This window comes from Streptomyces sp. NPDC027962 (assembly GCF_055566095.1).
The window spans coordinates 19,293-35,928 of the sequence record NZ_JBVHTA010000036.1 but is presented as its reverse complement, the minus strand read 5'-3'; the positions used below and the strand labels follow the sequence as shown (position 1 = coordinate 35,928).

Annotated in this window: 13 protein-coding genes; 8 read left to right on the top strand and 5 right to left on the bottom strand. The window is 72.2% G+C overall.

All coding sequences use genetic code 11. The features are described from left to right. The first annotated feature begins 89 nt into the window (after window positions 1-89). Window positions 90-761 carry an anti-sigma factor family protein gene (locus ACZ4SA_RS27695; RefSeq protein ID WP_468279702.1) on the top strand — a complete coding sequence of 224 codons (672 nt, stop codon included), beginning with the start codon at window positions 90-92 and terminating at the stop codon, window positions 759-761. Between the two features lie 22 nt (window positions 762-783). Here the strand turns inward: ACZ4SA_RS27695 and ACZ4SA_RS27690 are convergent, their stop codons facing one another. Continuing rightward, the gene (locus ACZ4SA_RS27690; RefSeq protein WP_468279700.1) at window positions 784-1,644 is read right to left on the bottom strand and encodes an Fpg/Nei family DNA glycosylase; all 861 of its coding nucleotides are present in this window, start codon (window positions 1,642-1,644) and stop codon (window positions 784-786) included. A 39-nt stretch (window positions 1,645-1,683) separates the two neighbouring features. Between ACZ4SA_RS27690 and ACZ4SA_RS27685 the strand changes: the two genes are divergently transcribed. Continuing rightward, entirely contained in the window at window positions 1,684-1,860 is a 177-nt protein-coding gene (locus tag ACZ4SA_RS27685; RefSeq protein ID WP_468279698.1) for a hypothetical protein, read from the top strand. Window positions 1,861-2,018: 158 nt separating this feature from the next. Here the strand turns inward: ACZ4SA_RS27685 and ACZ4SA_RS27680 are convergent, their stop codons facing one another. Then, window positions 2,019-4,091 carry a SpoIIE family protein phosphatase gene (locus tag ACZ4SA_RS27680; RefSeq protein ID WP_468279696.1) on the bottom strand — a complete coding sequence of 691 codons (2,073 nt, stop codon included), beginning with the start codon at window positions 4,089-4,091 and terminating at the stop codon, window positions 2,019-2,021. Between the two features lie 52 nt (window positions 4,092-4,143). Continuing rightward, window positions 4,144-5,430 carry a DUF6777 domain-containing protein gene (locus tag ACZ4SA_RS27675; RefSeq protein ID WP_468279693.1) on the bottom strand — a complete coding sequence of 429 codons (1,287 nt, stop codon included), beginning with the start codon at window positions 5,428-5,430 and terminating at the stop codon, window positions 4,144-4,146. 103 nt (window positions 5,431-5,533) lie between these two features. Here ACZ4SA_RS27675 and ACZ4SA_RS27670 point away from each other — a divergent pair, with 103 nt between their 5' ends. The 3 genes from ACZ4SA_RS27670 to ACZ4SA_RS27660 are packed head-to-tail and all read left to right on the top strand — an operon-like array spanning window position 5,534 to window position 8,309. Beyond that, window positions 5,534-6,364, top strand: coding sequence for a YndJ family protein (locus ACZ4SA_RS27670; protein ID WP_468279690.1), 831 nt, complete (start codon window positions 5,534-5,536; stop codon window positions 6,362-6,364). Beyond that, a complete protein-coding gene (locus ACZ4SA_RS27665; RefSeq protein ID WP_468279688.1) occupies window positions 6,361-6,897 on the top strand; it encodes a DUF1990 family protein in 537 nt (178 codons plus the stop codon). Before ACZ4SA_RS27670 ends, ACZ4SA_RS27665 begins: the two co-directional genes overlap by 4 nt. Before the next feature lie 5 nt (window positions 6,898-6,902). After that, the gene (locus ACZ4SA_RS27660) at window positions 6,903-8,309 is read left to right on the top strand and encodes a lipase maturation factor family protein (protein WP_468279686.1); all 1,407 of its coding nucleotides are present in this window, start codon (window positions 6,903-6,905) and stop codon (window positions 8,307-8,309) included. Window positions 8,310-8,379: 70 nt separating this feature from the next. Here ACZ4SA_RS27660 and ACZ4SA_RS27655 read toward each other — a convergent pair whose 3' ends face one another. Continuing rightward, window positions 8,380-8,550 carry a hypothetical protein gene (locus ACZ4SA_RS27655; protein WP_468279684.1) on the bottom strand — a complete coding sequence of 57 codons (171 nt, stop codon included), beginning with the start codon at window positions 8,548-8,550 and terminating at the stop codon, window positions 8,380-8,382. A 337-nt stretch (window positions 8,551-8,887) separates the two neighbouring features. After that, on the bottom strand, window positions 8,888-10,354 hold the full coding sequence (locus ACZ4SA_RS27650) for an SDR family NAD(P)-dependent oxidoreductase (RefSeq protein WP_468279681.1): 1,467 nt from the start codon (window positions 10,352-10,354) through the stop codon (window positions 8,888-8,890). 1,121 nt (window positions 10,355-11,475) lie between these two features. Here ACZ4SA_RS27650 and ACZ4SA_RS27645 point away from each other — a divergent pair. The 3 genes from ACZ4SA_RS27645 (at window position 11,476) to ACZ4SA_RS27635 (ending at window position 16,631) form a co-directional block, all read left to right on the top strand. Continuing rightward, on the top strand, window positions 11,476-13,650 hold the full coding sequence (locus tag ACZ4SA_RS27645) for a hypothetical protein (RefSeq protein ID WP_468279679.1): 2,175 nt from the start codon (window positions 11,476-11,478) through the stop codon (window positions 13,648-13,650). 114 nt (window positions 13,651-13,764) lie between these two features. Further along, window positions 13,765-15,258: a GT4 family glycosyltransferase PelF gene (pelF, locus tag ACZ4SA_RS27640; RefSeq protein WP_468279678.1), complete on the top strand. Its 1,494-nt coding sequence runs from the start codon at window positions 13,765-13,767 to the stop codon at window positions 15,256-15,258. Beyond that, window positions 15,255-16,631, top strand: coding sequence for a hypothetical protein (locus tag ACZ4SA_RS27635; RefSeq protein ID WP_468279675.1), 1,377 nt, complete (start codon window positions 15,255-15,257; stop codon window positions 16,629-16,631). Before pelF ends, ACZ4SA_RS27635 begins: the two co-directional genes overlap by 4 nt. Window positions 16,632-16,636 lie beyond the last annotated feature (5 nt).

Below are 16,636 nucleotides of genomic sequence, written 5' to 3'. Positions count from 1 at the left end.
CTCGGGTCGCCGATGGGTTGAGCAGAGCGCCTTCCTGCTGCGTATTCCAGGGTGACCGACCGTAACACCTGAGGAAACGAGGACCGCCCATGAGCCGGCAGCAGCCGCATCAGGATGTGGCCGCCTATGCGCTGGGCATCCTGGAACCCGCCGACGCCTTCAGGTTCGAGGAGCATCTCGCCGGCTGTGCCCCGTGCGCCGTGGGTCTCTCCGATTTCACCGCCGTGGCGAACGCACTGTCCGAGCTCGCCGTCCCCGGCCACATCGACGCCCGCCCGGGCTCGAAGCTGCTCGAACGCCTGACCAACGCTGTCGTCGACCAGCGGCGGCGGGACCGCAGGCGCCGGCTGCGGCTGGTGGCCGTGGCCGCCGCTCTGATCGTGGCACTGCCCACCGCGGTGGTGACCGTCCGGGGCGTGCAGGAGGCGCCCGCGCCGCCACGGGTCGTCGCGTCCGATCCCGCTTCCGGCGTCACCGCTTCGGTGGCGCTGGAGGACCGCGACTGGGGCACGGCGGTCGCCATGCGGCTCTCCGGGCTCGCCGGACCGCGCACCTGCCGGCTGATTGCGGTCGGCAAGGACGGCGTGGAGCATCCGGTGCTCAGCTGGTGGGTGCCGGAGGGCGGTTTCGGCGTCCAGAAGAAGCCCGGCCAGGAGGGGCCGCTGGACCTCGAGGCGAGCACCGGCCTGCACACCGCGGAGATCGGCCGCTGGGAGGTCCGCTCCGACAGCGGCGAGCGGCTGCTGTCGATCGGCGGCTGAACGCCCGCCGCCCGCAGGGGTGTTACTTCAGCAGACGGGAGAGCCTGCGGTCGGCGAGCGGCTTGCCGCCGGTCTGGCAGGTGGGGCAGTACTGCAGTGACGAATCGCTGAAGGCCACTTCGCGGACGGTGTCACCGCAGACGGGGCACGGCCGGCCGGTACGGCCGTGGACACGCAGACCGCTCTTCTTCTCCGACTTGAGCCGGCCGGCCGCCAGACCTCTCGAGCGCTCGACGGCGTCGCCCAGCGTCGTCCGCAAGGCCTCGTACAGGGTGTCGGTCTCCGCTTCGCCGAGGTTCTGGACGGGCTTGAAGGGCGACATCTTCGCCGCGTGCAGAATCTCGTCGCTGTAGGCGTTGCCGATGCCTGCGATGAGGCTCTGGTCGCGCAGCACGCCCTTGATCTGACGCCGCTCTCCCGCGAGTACGGCCGCGAAGGCGGCGCGATCGAAGTCGTCGGCGAGCGGGTCGGGCCCCAGCCTGGCCACACCGGGCACATCGGCGGGGTCACGGACGAGGTGGACGGCGAGCCGCTTGGCCGTGCCGGCCTCCGTGAGGTCGAAGCCGCCGCCCTCGGCCAGCACCGCCCGCAGGGCCAGCGGTCCCTTGCCCGGGCGGGGCGGCGCAGCCGGGAGCTCGTCCTTCCACTGGAGCCAGCCGGCGCGGGCGAGGTGGATCACGAGGTGGAGGCCGCCTGCAGTGATGTCCAGCCACTTGCCGTGCCGGTCCACGGCGGTGACGAAAGTGCCGTCGAGGGCGGTGAGCGGCGGGTCGTACGTCTTGAGCACACTGATGGCCACCGGCTGCACACGTACGATCCCCCGGCCCACCAGATGGGTGTCGAGGAAGTCCCGCAGCGCTTCGACCTCGGGCAGTTCGGGCATGCCCCCACCCTGCCGCAACGCTGGGCCGGTCGCGCGCCGATGTGTGAGTACCGCAGCCTGGCCACCGCCCGGAATGGCAACCAGGTCCCCTTCGCCGACGCCTTCGAAGCGGGCCATGCCTCGTTCTGGCTGGACGGCGGCAAGCTCCACGGCGGCTGTGCGCTGACCGCACCCGAGGTGGCCCCGACGGGGAGCGCGAAGCCTGGCTCCTGGTGAAGAAGCACGACCGGCATGCGGCGGCACACGACGCGCCCGAGCCCCGCCGTGCCCGCTCCGCCCGGACCGACCGCACCCTGGGACACGTGGCGGCCGACGCCGCCGCGGAGGGTCCTGAGTTGACCACCCCGGCGGCGAGACGGCGAGGCGGCGCGGAATCAGAGCACCTGCCTGCCCGGCATGAGGAACTCGCACCACACGCACTTGCCGCTGCCGCGTGACTCGACACCCCAGCTGTCCGACAGCCGGTCGACAAGCAGCAGCCCCCGCCCGGAGACTCCCGACGCCCCCGCGTCACGCCGTCGCGGCAGTGCGCTGGAGCCGTCCTCGACCTCGACCCGGAGCCGGCGGTCCGCGCCGGAGAGCACCCGGGCCGTGACGAGCGCGTCGCCGTCCGTGTGCATCAGTGCGTTGGTGATCATCTCGTCGGCCACGAGCTCGATCTCGTCCGCCCGCTCGCTCACGCCCCAGGCCCGCACGGCCGCGCGGACCATGTGGCGGGCCGAGCGGAGCGCCTCCGGGTCGCCCTGTGCGACGTGCTGCTGGAGGCGGCCGCCGGCCTGGGCGGTGTAGGCGCCCTTGCGGCGGAGCAGCAGGAGCGCCACGTCGTCGTCGCCGCCGCGTTCGCCGACCTCCTCGCAGAGCCGGTCGGCGAGCAGCTGCAGTTCCCGCGGACCGTTGTGCACGAGCTCGGCCAGTAGCCGCATCCCGTCGTCGAGGTCGGCGCCCGGCTCCTCGACGAGGCCGTCGGTGTAGAGCAGCAGCGTCTGGCCGGGGTCCAGTTCGACGGTGGAGACGGGGTATTCGAGCCGGCCGAACTCGGCGGAGAGTCCGAGCGGCAGACCTCCCTGGAGCGCCAGCCTGCGGCAGCTGCCGTTGAGCTCCCTGATCAGCGGGTCGACATGCCCCGCCCGGACCACCTGCACGACGCCGGTCGACAGGTCGACCTCCGCGTAGGTGCAGGTCGCGAAGCGGTCGGTGTCGAGTTCGTGGAGGAAGACGGAGGCCCGGGCCATGACGGTGGCCGGTGTGTGGCCCTCCGCGGCGTAAGCCCGCAGCACGATGCGCAGCTGCCCCATGACGGCGGCCGCGTGTGTGTCGTGGCCCTGTACGTCGCCGATGACCGCGCCGACACGGCCGCCGGGCAGTGCGATGACGTCGTACCAGTCGCCGCCGATGTCACGGCCGAGCCGCGCGGAGCGGTAGCGCACCGCGATCTGGGCCCCGGGCACTTCGGGGATGCGGCGCGGCAGCATGGCCTGCTGCAGCCCTTCCGCCAGGTCGTGCTCCTGCTCGTAGAGCACTGCGCGCTGCAGGCTCTGGGCGATGCTGCTGCCGAGCGCCACCAGCAGATTGCGCTCCTCCGGACTGAAGGCGGTCTTGCCCTGATAGAGCAGCCCGAGCGCCCCGATGGGGCGGGCCTGTGCGATCAGGGGCAGATAGGCGGCGGCCGAGATACCGAGTCCGCGGATGTGCGGCCACAGGGTCGGGTAGGACCGGGCGAAGTCGTCCTTGGACTCGATGTAGCGGGGGGTGAGCGTGCGCACCACCTCGCTCATCGGGTATTGCTCGTCGACCCTCGTGTAGCGGGTGCCCGGCACGAAGGAGCCTTCGGGCCCGTCGGCGACGAGGTGGATGCGCCCGGACTCGAGAAGCCCCATGACGAGGCTGGTGGCGCCGAGGTGTTCCAGGCCGTGGGAGTTCATGAGCACTTCGATGACGTCCTCCACGGTCCTGGCATGGGCGAGGGCGGCCGTGGTGCTCTCCACGACGCTGGTCTGCCGGCGGCGTTCGTCGTCGAGTTCGACGCGGGCGCTGGAGTCGGCCAGCTCCTGGGTGGCGTCCCGGACGATCCCGATGATGCGGACCGGCCGGCCCGTCTCGTCGCGTCGTACGCATGCCTGGGTGTGCGTCCAGCGCAGGCTTCCGTCGCGGCACCGTATGCGGAAGTAGGCGCCGTAGTGGTCGCTGCCGTTCTTCAGAGCCTGGGTGACCATGGTGTCGAGCCGGACGGCCTCGTCCGCCGGCACCCGGGAGCTCAGGCTCGCCGGGTGGCCGTTGTATTCGTCGGGGCGCACGTCGAAGACGTCGAGGCCGGCCCCGTCCATGTGCATCAGCCCGCTGGTGAGGTCCCAGTCGAACGTACCCATGCGGTTCAGGGTGAGGCTCACATCCGCGTGCGCCAGCCAGTCGTCGGGGAGCGACAGGGCACCCGCTGCCCGATCAACCATGGAGCCACTCTGTCACGATTTGTCGTATTCATCGAGCGGTCGAGCGAGACCCTCAACCCGAGACGGCACCCGGCACCGCGGCCGTTCCCGGGGCGGAGCGAGAGGGCGCGACAGGCTTCGGACCGGGGGACGCCGCCCCCTTGCCCGTGGAGGTTCCGGGTCCGCCCGGCAGGGGCTCGACCTGGCCCATGGACCCGTCCGGCAGATCATCCGGAAGGTCGGGCTGAGGGGCCGGCACGTCGGACTCGGATTCGGCCGGCAGATCGGGCTGGGGAACGTCCGGCAGATCGGGCTGAGGGACGTCCGACAGATCGGGCCCGCCGGGCGGATCGAGCTGATCGGGCAGATCCGGCTGCGGGGCCGCGGGCAGTTCCGGCTGCGGGGCGGCAGGCAGAGCGGACTGGGGGGCGGCGGGCAGATCGGGTTGCGGCGCGGCTTTCGAGGGCTGCCGGGAAGGAGCTGCGGGCTCCGCGCCCGCGGGCGCGCCCGGGTCGGTGCGGCTGAGGTCCGTGAAGACCTCGTCGGGGTCCACGGGCGGGAACACCGCGGGCCGGGCGTCGTCCTCGCCCTCGGTGCCGCTGGGGCGCTCGATCCATCCGTTGTCGACGACGTTCACGAGCAGGAGGTTGTTGACCGCCTGCGCGGAGGGCTTGATGACGATGGTCCGGTCCGCCCGGTACCCCGGCCAGGGTTCGCCCTTGTTGACCACCTCGGCCTTGGCCGCGACCGGCGGCTTCAGCGGGGCCCCGGAGGCGCACCGCACGCGCGGGGCGCCGTACTGGTCGACCAGTACGGCCGTGCCCGCCTGGAGCACCGCCTGGTAGGGCTCGGCCGAACCGTCACGCAGCCCGTGGCTCGTGACGCGCGTGTCCGCGCGCAGCAGGACCGGAGTCAGGGTCCGCAGGAAGGCGCCGAGATGCGTGGGCTCGGCCTCGGCCCCTTCGGCGAACGCACGCGCTTTGTTCTTGTCCGCGGCCAGCAGTCCGGCCTGCCGCTCCCTGTCGCAGGCGGCGACCTGCTGGGTGCCCGCATACAGCCCCGGCGCCGCGCCCGACAGGGTACGGAGTGTCACTCCCCCTCCGGACGGGCTCTTGGGTGCGCTCTGTACGGGCGGGAGCGCGGGCGGGGCGCCTGCCGTGACGGTCGATGCCGTATAGGGGTCGGGCCCCTCGGCCGCGAGCGGCTGCAGGACGAGCTCCTCCTTCTCCTCCGCCTCGCTGTCGCCGCCACAGCCGGCGACCAGCGATCCTGCACACAACACGGCGACCGCCGCACACAGACCACGCATCGATGAGCGCACCAGGCTCTCCCGTCTCCGCAACTCGAGATGTCGCTCCATTTCTGACGGATCGCCAGACGGACCGCGACTTGAACGCGTTCAGTTAAGAGCATAGGCTCCGGGACAGAGAGTTTGAACACATTCAATCCGAGGGGGGTGCGGCATGTTCGTACTGGTCAACGTCATCGTCATGCTCGGCATGCTGATCGTCGTACCCACAGGGCTTCGTCTCGTGGACCCCGTCCGGCTCGCGCCCGTTCGGCGGATGTGGCCGCTGTTCGCCGTGCCGGGGGCGGTCTCGCTCTGGCTGCCCCGGGGGCCCGGCGCGGTCGCGCTGGCCGCCGTCTACGCGTCGGGCACGGTGCTGTTGGCCGCCCAGGCGCCGCGGCGGCTCGCCCGCACCCGCTCGTTCGCGCCGGTCGAGGTCGCGGTGCTGACCGCGCTGGTCACGCCGTCCGTCGCGGGCCTCGCGCTGGTCGCCGAGCGGGCCGGTCACGAGCTGTTGGGCTTCACGCTGCCGATCCTGGCGCTGACGGTGCCCCACTTCCACTTCGCCGGCTTCACCGCCGCGCTGGTGGCGGGGCTGGTCTGTGGCGCGGCAGGGAACGTGGCCCTGGCGCGGTTCGCCGCCCACAGCGTGCCGCTCGGCACCCTGACCGTCCTCGGCGGCTACTTCGTCGACGACTGGGTCGAACTGGCCGGAGCGCTGGTACTGACCGCAGGCATGTGGGCCGTGGGGCTCCTGACCTGGCGCGACGTCCGCAGCGCCCAGCGGGACCGGTTCACCCGCGCTCTGCTGGCGGTCTCGGCAGCCGTCCTGGTGGCGACGATGCTGCTGGCCCTGAGCTGGGCAGTCGGCGAGGCCGCGGACGTGCCGCACCCGAATCTGACCTGGATGGCCGCCACGCACGGCCTCGGCAACGCCCTCGGCTTCGCGCTCTGCTCGCTGCTGGCATGGCGGAGGATCAAGGACATGAAGGAGAGTGCCGTATGAGCGCCGTACGCAGGATCACCGCCCGCAGTCTCAGCTACGCCGAGGTCGGCGCGACCCGGCTCGGCCCGCTCCCCGCCGGCTACCACCACCTCCGCCACACAGCCCGGATCGGCAAGGGCCGGGCCGCGTTCGAGGCGGCGGGCTCCGCCGTCACCACCTGGCGCATGCACCGTGCCTCCGGGGTCCGCTTGTGGGCCTCCGCGGCGCGCGCCGAGCCGGGCGTGCGGGTCGCGGTCTCCGTGGGCATCGGGCCGCTCCGGCTCGCCGCGCCGTGCGAGGTGATCTGGACGGTGCACGACAAGGACCGCGCCGGCTTCGCGTACGGCACGCTCACCGGCCACCCGGAACTCGGGGAGGAGTCGTTTGTCGTGGACCTGGACGACGACGGCTCCGTGTGGTTCACGGTGACGGCCTTCAGCCGGCCCGCGGCCTGGTACACCCGGCTCGGCGGCCCGCTCGTGCCCGTCGCGCAGCGCTGGTACGCCCGGCGGCTCGGCCACACGCTGCGGCGGATCACGGCGGGCCGATACTGAAAGGGATGGAGTGGTTCGGCGACGACTCTTACGGGCTGAGCCGGCTGGTCTTCCAGCGGGCTCTGGCGGCCGTGTACCTCGTCGCGTTCCTTTCGGCAGCACTGCAGTTCAAGGCGCTGATCGGGGAACGCGGCATGCTGCCCGTCCCCGAGTACCTGCGCCGGGTCCCGGCCAGGTACTCACCCACGGTGTTCCGGCTGCACTACTCGGACCGCTTCTACGCCCTCGTTGCGTGGACCGGCTGCCTCCTGTCGGCGGCGCTGGTGGCCGGGGCGGCCGACCGGCTGCCGCTCGGCCTCGCGATGGCGTGGTGGGCGGCGCTGTGGGCGCTGTACCTCTCGATCGTCAACGTCGGCCAGACCTGGTACGGCTTCGGCTGGGAGTCCCTGCTGCTGGAAACCGGCTTCCTCGCCGTCTTCCTCGGCAACGAGCGCACCCAGCCGCCCGTGCTGGTGCTGTGGCTGCTGCGCTGGCTGCTGTTCCGGGTCGAGTTCGGGGCCGGGCTGATCAAAATCCGCGGCGACACATGCTGGCGCAATCTGACCTGTCTTTACTTCCACCACGAGACCCAGCCGATGCCCGGCCCGCTGAGCTGGTACTTCCACCATCTGCCCCGGCCCGCGCACCGCGCGGAGACGGCCGCCAACCACGTGGTCCAACTCGGTGTACCCGTACTGCTGTTCACACCCCAGCCGGTGGCGAGCGTGGCCGCGGCGCTGATTGTCGTGACGCAGCTTTGGCTGGTCCTGTCGGGCAACTTCTCGTGGCTCAACTGGCTGACCATCGTGCTCGCCCTGTCCGCCGTCGACAGCTCGCTCGTCACGGGCGCACACCCGCTGCCCGCCGCCCCGCTCTGGTACGAGATCGTCGTGATCGCCCTGACGGCGCTGGTGCTCTCCCTGAGCTACCGCCCGGCGCGCAACCTGCTCTCCAAACGTCAGGCGATGAACCGGTCCTACGACTCGCTGCACCTCGTCAACTCGTACGGAGCCTTCGGCACGGTGAGCCGGATCCGCCAGGAACTGGTGGTCGAGGGAACGGACGAGACGACTTTGCACGACGGCACGGTCTGGCGGGAGTACGAGTTCAAGGGCAAGCCGGGGGACGTTCGCCGGCTGCCGCGCCAGTTCGCCCCGTACCATCTGCGGCTCGACTGGATGATGTGGTTCGCCGCGCTCTCCCCCGCCTATGCGCACCCCTGGTTCCTGCCGTTCGTGGAGCGGTTGCTCGAAGGCGACAGCGACACGCTGCGGCTGTTGCGACACAATCCGTTCCCGGACGCGCCGCCCGCCCATGTGCGCGTCCGGCTCTACCGCTACCGGTTCACGAATTGGCGCGAAAGGCGGGAGACCGGGGCGTGGTGGCACCGCACCCATGTCCGTGAGTTCCTGGCGCCGACCCGGCTGTCCTGACGGCTCACGGCTGCTGCCGTGCGTGTGCCCCCTGTCGGGGCGGACAGGGGGCACACGGTCGAAGCGCTGGTCAGTCGATGCCCGGCAGGATGTGCGGTTCGGCGAGGTCCTCCTCGTATCCGGCGAGCCGGATCGGGGCCGAGCGTGCCCAGACCTCGAGATTTCGGATTTCTTCGGCCTTGCCGGCCCGTTCACCGCCGCGCTCCGACGGTCGCTGGTCTTGCTTCACATCTGGTGTCACCGCGCACTCCTCTGTGTCGCGTAACTGGGACAGGGGCAGTTCGGTCGCGGTGGCGCCGTCACTCTGGCGGGACCGCAGCCTGGTTGCAGACCTGTCCCAGGACGGCCGAAGGGGTTTCGTGGATCCCTTGGTGGCTGTCCATTCACCCCAGGGTAACCAAATGAGCACCACCGCGCTCGATGGGGCCTGCAGTTCCGCTTGATTCAGGCCACAGTGTGTCCGAACAGACACAAACGGCCGGTACACCCGTGACGGGTGCACCGGCCGTGAGCGTGGTGCCGAGGCGGAATCCGGTGTCCTTCTCGGCCACCGGCTTGCCCGGGGCTGCCTTTGCGGCCTACCAGTTCGCCGGGGCGTAGTCCTTGAGGAAGCAGCCGTAGAGGTCCTCGCCCTCTTCGCCGCGGACGATCGGGTCGTAGACGCGGGCGGCGCCGTCGATCAGGTCGAGCGGGGCGTGGAAACCCGCGTCGGCAAGACGCATCTTGTCCGGGTGCGGCCGCTCGTCCGTGATCCAGCCGGTGTCGACGGCCGTCATCAGGATGCCGTCCGCCTCGAACATCTCCTGGGCGCTGGTGCGCGTGAGCATGTTCAGCGCCGCCTTGGCCATATTGGTGTGCGGGTGCCCGGCACCCTTGTAGCCGCGGCTGAAAACACCCTCCATGGCGGAGACGTTGACGACGTACTTCCGCTTGCTCTGCGCCGCGGCCATCGCCGGCCGGAGCCGGCTGATCAGGATGAACGGCGCCGTGGAGTTGCAGAGTTGCACCTCGAGCAGCTCGACCGGGTCGACCTCGGAAACCGTCTGGATCCAGCTGTTGGTGTCATGCAGATCGGGCACCAGGCCGCCGGCGTCGATGGCCGTGCCGGCCGCGATGCGCTCCAAGGAAGCGGAACCGCTGACGAGGGCGAGGTCGGTGACGTCCTGCGCGGTGAGCCCCTCGCCACCGGACGACGGCAGCGCGGCCACGGAGTCGACGGCGCCGCTGCCGAAGGTACCGATGACCTGGGCGGGCGGCAGCTCACCGGCCGGCAGCGGAGCCGACTCGGCGGCGACCAGCTCGCGGTACGCCTGCGGGGACCGGCGGACCGTCTGGGCCGCGTTGTTGATCAGGATGTCCAGCGGGCCCTCGGCGGCCACGGAGTCCGCGAGGGCGACGACCTGGGCCGGGTCACGCAGGTCGATACCGACGATCTTGAGCCGGTGGATCCACTCGTCACTGTCCGGCATCGCCTTGAAACGACGGATGGCGTCGTTGGGGAACCGGGTGGTGATGGTGGTGTGGGCGCCGTCGCGGAGCAGTCGCAGCGCGATGTACATGCCGATCTTGGCGCGTCCGCCGGTGAGCAGGGCGCGCTTGCCGGACAGATCGGCGCGGGCGTCGCGGCGTGCGCGGTTCTCCGTCGCGCACGACTGGCACAGCTGGTGGTAGAACGCGTCGACCTCGACGTAGCGGGACTTGCAGATGTAGCAGGACCGCGGGCGCTGGAGTATCCCCGCGACCTCGCCGAGGGCGGAGGACGACGGAAGCACGCCCTGCGTCTCGTCGTCGATCCGGGCAGCGGAGCCGGTAGCCGTCGCCTCGGTGACGGCCTTGTCGTGCGCCGTCTTGGCGGCCCGGCGCTCCTGGCGGCGGCGCTGCTTCACCGTCCGGTAGATACCGGCGGTGGCGCGACGCACCATGATCGCGTCCGGGTGGTCGACCTCGAGCTTGTCGAGCTCCTCGAGCACGCTCAGGCAGACGGCCAGCCGCTCCGGGTCGATGCCCGGCCCGTAGGCCACCGGGCTGTCCTCTGTCACCGTCATTGCTGGTTGCCGTTCCTCGATCACTCGAATGCCGCTTTTCAAAAGCACGACTTTACTGAGTGTTGAGGGGTCGACCAAATGACGGGCGTCACCTTTGGGCGGGCGGGATGGTTGCGGGGCGCTGCGCGGGCCCCGCCCCTCCCCCGGAACCGGGCGCCTTCCCCGGCGGGCCTGGCGGCCGCGCCGGCCGTCGGACTCATCGGACCCGCCGGCCTCCTCGGCCCCGGCGCATCCGGACCCGGTCGGCGGCGGCACATCCGGCCTCGCCCGTCCCGGCCCACCGGGGCCGCGCCGCTCGGCGCGGTCGGCCGCCCGGCGGTTCGGCCCTCCCCGGCCACCACCCCGGCACATCCGGCACATCCAGCCCCTTGTCGGACCCGGCACATCCGGCACATCCGGTCCCCGTCTGAGGCGGCGCATCCTGCCTCACCGGGCCGTGCACATCCGGCCCCGCCGGCCCGGCCCGCCCCGGCACATCCGCCTCCATCGGCGGCGGCACATCCGGCCTCGCCGGCGTTTTGAGGCGCGGGTTCGGGCAGGGTTCGGGGCGGAGACCGACAAGACCGGCACGTACCGAACCTGTCGGCGCTCGCGATGCGGGTTCGGAGCACAGTCCGGCGCGTGCCGGCCGCACCGGTGTCCGAGGCGGGCCCCCCCGCCGGCGTTTGAGGCGCGGGGTCGGGACCGGGTCCTGGCAGGGCCGGCACGTTCCAGCCCCGCCGACGTTTGAGGCGCGGGCCTCCGGGGGGCAGCGCCCCCGATCGTGTCCGTCGTCGGGGGCTTGGCCGGATCATGTGAGTCGGGGCGGCGCGGGCGGCCGGGCTCACTGGTCTGAACCTCTGGCGCTCCGGAGTGGCGGTCTAAGCCCTGCGTCGCACGCCACCCGCGGCGCGAGGGGTGTCGAGAGCGGCGATCGTTCGGCTTCCGCGCCCGATTTCACCACTACTCGCCCCGCATCCTTTTTGCGCCAGGTTTCACAATGCCCACACACACCGGCGAATCGCACCCCACTATGTGATCCGACAGAGGACGTGGGCGATCGCCGTAACGATCGAACCACTTCAGGGGGGGTAGGGCATGCCGGATGGGGGTCCGGCATGCCCTACCGGGGAGGGACCACATTGAGACGTACCGTCCGCACTGCCGCGCTCGCCGCCGCAGGCGCGCTGTTGCTCGCGCTCGCCGCGCCGCCTTCGGCCGGCGCCGCTCAACCACCGACGCCCCGTATCGATCTGCGGGTGCTCGTCGTCGACGACGGGGGGCCTGCCGTCGACGCGATCGCCGCCGAACTGAGCGGCGCAGGAACCCCGTTCACGCTCGTCGATCTCCAGGAGGCGGCCCGCCCCGAGATCGACGCCGACTTCCTCGCCGACACCGTCGACGGGCGGCCGCGCGCCAAGTACCAGGCTGTGGTGCTGCCCAGCGACAGCCCGTCCGGCATGACGACGGCCGAGCTCGCCGCTCTGGTCTCGTACGAGCAGAGGTTCGCGATCCCGCAGGTCGACGCCTACACCTACGCCCGCCCGGAGGTGGGCCTGAACTACCCCGTGCACGGCGGGTACAGCGGTTCGCTGGACGGCGTCCGGGCAGCCGTGACCACCGCGGGCCGGGCGGGCCCGTTCGGATATCTCGACGGCCCCGTGCCCTTCGAGGACAACTCGCCCTCGGTAGGAGAGAGTTACGCGCATGTCGCGCTGCCGGCGGCCGGTGCCGACTTCACCAGCTATGTGGACGCCCCCGTGCCGGGTTCCGCCGCGCGCGGCTCCCTCGTCGGCGAGTACCGGCACGACGGCCGCCGGGAGCTGGTCGTCACCTTCGTCTACAACCAGTACCAGCAGCAGTTCCGGCTGCTGGCCCGGGGCATCGTCGACTGGATGACCCAGGGCGTCGAACTCGGCGCAGCGCGCCACTACTTCGCCGTGCACATCGACGACGTGTTCGCGGCCGACGACCGCTGGGACAGCGAGCTCAACTGCACGCCGGGCGATGTCGACTGCCCGCCCGGCCAGGGTGAACCCGATCCCATCAGGATGACGGCGGCCGACGCCCAGTACGCGAGGCAGTGGTCGGCCGCCAAGGGCTTCACCCTCGACATGGTCTTCAACGGGGGCGGCAGCGAACTGTTCAAGGAGCAGAACGGCGGCAGCGACCCGCTCGCGCAGCAGCTCGTCGCCGACAGGTCCGCCCACCGGTGGGTCAATCACACCTACAACCACCCCTTCCTCGGCTGCGTGCAAGACGTCAGCTCCGTCCCGTGGACCTGCGCAAGGAACGCCGACGGCACCGTGAAGTACGCGAGCCGAAGCGAGATCTCCGGCCAGATCTCCGACAACCGGGGGTGGGGCCACCGCGCCGGACTCCCGCTCCGGGACGACGAGTTGGTGACCGGCGAGCACTCCGGGCTGAAGATCCTGCCGCAGCAGCCGGACGACAATCCCCACCTCGCGCCCGCGCTCTCGGACAACGCCATTGCCTCGCTCGCCTCCGACAACTCCCGCGATCCCCAGCAGCGCCGGGTCGGGCCCGCCCTCACCGTCCCCCGGTATCCCATGAACGTCTTCTACAACGCCGGCCGGACCGCCGAGCAGATCGACGAGTACAACTGGATCTACACCAGGGCGGCGGACGGCGGCAGCGGCATCTGCGAGAACTCGGCCGTCTCGACCTGCCTCGACGAGCCGTTGGACGCCGCCACGGGATACGCGGAGCATGTGGTGCCGTTGGAGGCGCGGATCGCGCTCGGCCACGTGCTGGCGGGCGACCCCCGGCCCCACTTCGTCCACCAGTCCAACCTGGCGGAGGACCGCATCGCCTACCCGGTGCTCGACCGTGTCCTCGACGACTACGCGGCGCTGTACGCGGACAACACCCCGCTGGTGAACCTGCGCCAGCGCGACATCGGCGCGGAGCTGCGCGACCGGGCAGCGTGGCGCGCCGCGGTCGAGGCCGGGCAGGTCAGCGCATACCGCGTCGGCGGCACGGTGACCGTGCGGGCTCCCGCAGGAGTGCGTGTCACGGCCACGATGCCCACCGGGACACGGCAGAACCAGCTGCTGGGCACCACGGCCTTCGGCAGCCCGTACGCCGGTTCGCTCTCCGGCTGGGTCTCCCCCGGGCTGCTCCAGGACAGGGTGACGCTCACGCTGCCGGCCGCGTCCGCGGCGACGACGGCCGTGGCGGCCGCGCCCGTGGCCGAGCCGGTTACGGCGCCGGCCCCGCGGCTGCCGCTGCCGCGAGGGGTGCGCGAGCGGGTGGCGTACGGAGTCACGGATCACGGGGTGCCGGACAGCAGGTGACGCGGCCGAAGCGGGGCACCGCCTCCGCCGGGACACCGGCCGAAGCCTGTCTCCGCCCGTACGACCCGAACCCTCGCCCAACCGCACCGTCTCGATCCACGGGGGAAGTTCCGCATGGCCAGATCGCTCAGCCCGCCGCGCCCCGGCGCGCCCCGGGTCACCCTCCTTACCGAAGGCACCTATCCGCACAGCCACGGCGGCGTCAGCGTGTGGTGCGACCAACTCGTGCGCGGCATGCCCGACGTCGGCTTCCGGATCACGGCGGTGACGGGCACCGGACGCGAGCCCGTGGTCTGGGAGCTGCCGCCCCACGTGTCGGGGCCGGTCTCCGTGCCCATGTGGGGTCCGACTCCGGCTGGAAAGCCACCCCGCGGCGCGCGTCTGCGGCGGCTCATGGACGTCTACGAGAGGTTCCTGACCGCTCTCCTCGACCCGTCGGCCGAGGCCGCGTTCGGGCCTGCGCTGTACGAACTGGCCCGCGCGGCCCGGGATGGTGTGCTCGCGCCGGCGCTGCGCACCGACCGTGCCGTGCGGGTCCTGGTGGACATCTGGACGCGGCGCGACCTTCCGGTGTCCGCCGCGCGGCCCACGGTGCACGACGCACTGACCGCCACGGATCTGCTCGAGCACGCGCTGCGGCCGCTCGCGGCCGCCCCTCCGGCCGACGGGGTCGCGCATGCCGTCAGCGGGGGGATCGCGGCGCTGCCGGGCCTGGTGGGCGCGCGGGAGCACGGTGTGCCGCTGCTGCTCACCGAGCACGGCGTGTATCTGAGGGAGCGTTACCTCGGCTACCGCACCGGCCCCTACCCCTGGCCGGTGAAGGCGCTGCTGCTGGGCTTCTTCCGGCTGCTGGCGGAGGAGACGTACCGGGTCGCCTCCCTGGTCACACCCGGCAATCGGTACAACCGTCTGTGGGAGGAGCGCGGAGGCGCCGATCCGGCTCTGATACGCACCGTCTACAACGGCGTCGACCCGGCCGCGTTTCCGCTGGCCGGGCCGGAGCCGACGCTGCCGACGCTGAGCTGGGCGGGACGAATCGACCCGATCAAGGACCTCGAGACGCTGATACGGGCGTTCGCACTCGTGCGCGAGGAGATGCCGCAGTCGCGGCTGCGGCTCTTCGGTGGCACGCCGCGCGGCGGGGAGGCGTACCGGGAGGGCTGCGAGGGGCTCGCCGCCGAGCTCGGGCAGGGCGACGCCGTGCGGTTCGAGGGCCGGGTGGACGACATCAGGGACGCGTACGCGGCAGGCAGCGTGGTGATGCTGTCGAGCATCAGCGAAGGGTTTCCGTTCACACTCATAGAGGCCATGTCCTGCGGGCGCGCCACGGTCTCCACGGACGTCGGCGGGGTGCGGGAGGCCGTCGGGGGCTGCGGTCTGGTCGTACCGCCGCGCGAGCCGGAGGCGATGGCCCGTGCGGCGCTCGAGCTGCTGCGCGATCCGCAGCGAAGAGCGGCGCTCGGTGAAGGGGCGCGGCTGCGGGTGATCGAGCAGTTCACCTTGCGGCAGACCGTCGACACATTCCGCTCCATCTATCTCGAACTGGCCCTGGGCACAAGCCAGTCCGTGGCCGTCGCACGGCCCGCACCCGCAGAGGCCACGGCATGAGCGGCCCGTTGCGGCTGGTCCCCGGCGACAGTGACGCGCTCCCCTTCTTATCCGCTCCGCTCCCCCGGCCGCGCGGGCGCACCCGGCCGAGCTGGGCGGCGGACCCGATCGACGAGCTGGCCGAGCGGCTCGTGGAGCCGGTCGCGTCCGCCGTCCATCCGTACGAGGTCGCGGCCCTGCTCGAGTCCGACGGGCTGACGGGGGACCAGATCCGCGAACGCTACGGCCGCCCCGACCTGTTCACGGTCGCCGACGACCTCTACGCACGGGTGCCCCGCCACTATCCACGGCCCCCGGCCGGGCCCGACCCCTGGCGCGCCGACCCGGTCCGCTGCGCGCTGCGCGGCCTGGTCTTCGCCATGCCGGGGCTGGCCTATGTGCTGGGCGCCGGGCTGTGGCAGGGCGCCGCCGGCGTGGCGGGGCTGGTCTCGTCCGGGCTCGCCGCCTGGGCGTGGAACCAGGCGCTCGGGCACCGTGCCCATGTGCGGCTCGGTGTCGAGGGGGCGGCGGCCGCCGCCCGGACCCTGGCGATCGGTGCCCCCGCGGGGGCGCTGGTTGCGTCGGCCACCGGACTGGCCGTCGCGGGGCCGGGCGCCGGGGCCGCCTTCGCCGCCGGGCAGTGCTGCTATCTGGCCGCGGCGACCGTGCTGCTCGTCCTGGGCCGTGAGCGTGTCCTGCTGGCGGCGCTGCTGCCGGTCGCGGCCGGTGCCGCGGCCGTCCCCGCGGTCAGGCCGCCCGCCCCCTTGGCCGTGGCGCTGCTGCTCGTCACGGTGGTCGCCGCCGCGGTGGCCGCCGGACACGCGGTGCGCGGCGCGTTCCGTTCCGGGCCGCCCCCCGGCCGGGACCGGAGCGGGTTGCTGCGCTCCTTTCCGTACGGGGTCTTCGGTCTTGCCGCAGGTGTGCTCGCCGCGCTCACCGGGGCGGACGACGCCGGCCTGGTCGTGGTCCTCACCCTCAGCATGGGCTTCGCCGAGTGGCTGCTGTACCGGTACCGCTCCCTGGCACTGGCCGCACTGCGCACCAGCGTCGACGTGCGCCACTTCGCGCTGCGCGCGACCATGGCGCTGGCCCTGTGCCTCGGCGGGTACATGGCGTGCCTGGCGGTCGCCGCGCCGGTCCTGGGCGCCGGGCTCGGGGCCGTGTTCTCCCTGCTCGCGCTGGGCGCGGTGCTGTGGACGGCGCTGCTGCTCCAGGCGTTCGCCTCGGCGTGGGTCCCGGCTCTGGTGACGCTTCTCGCCGCCGCCGCGGAGGCGGGCGCGACGGTCGCCGAACTGCCGGCCGAACCGGCCCGGATCGTCTGCCGCACCGCGGCGGCGGCCGTCCTCGTCGTCACCGCGGTGCGGCAGCTCGGCAGGCCCACCGCTCACCGCTGACAACT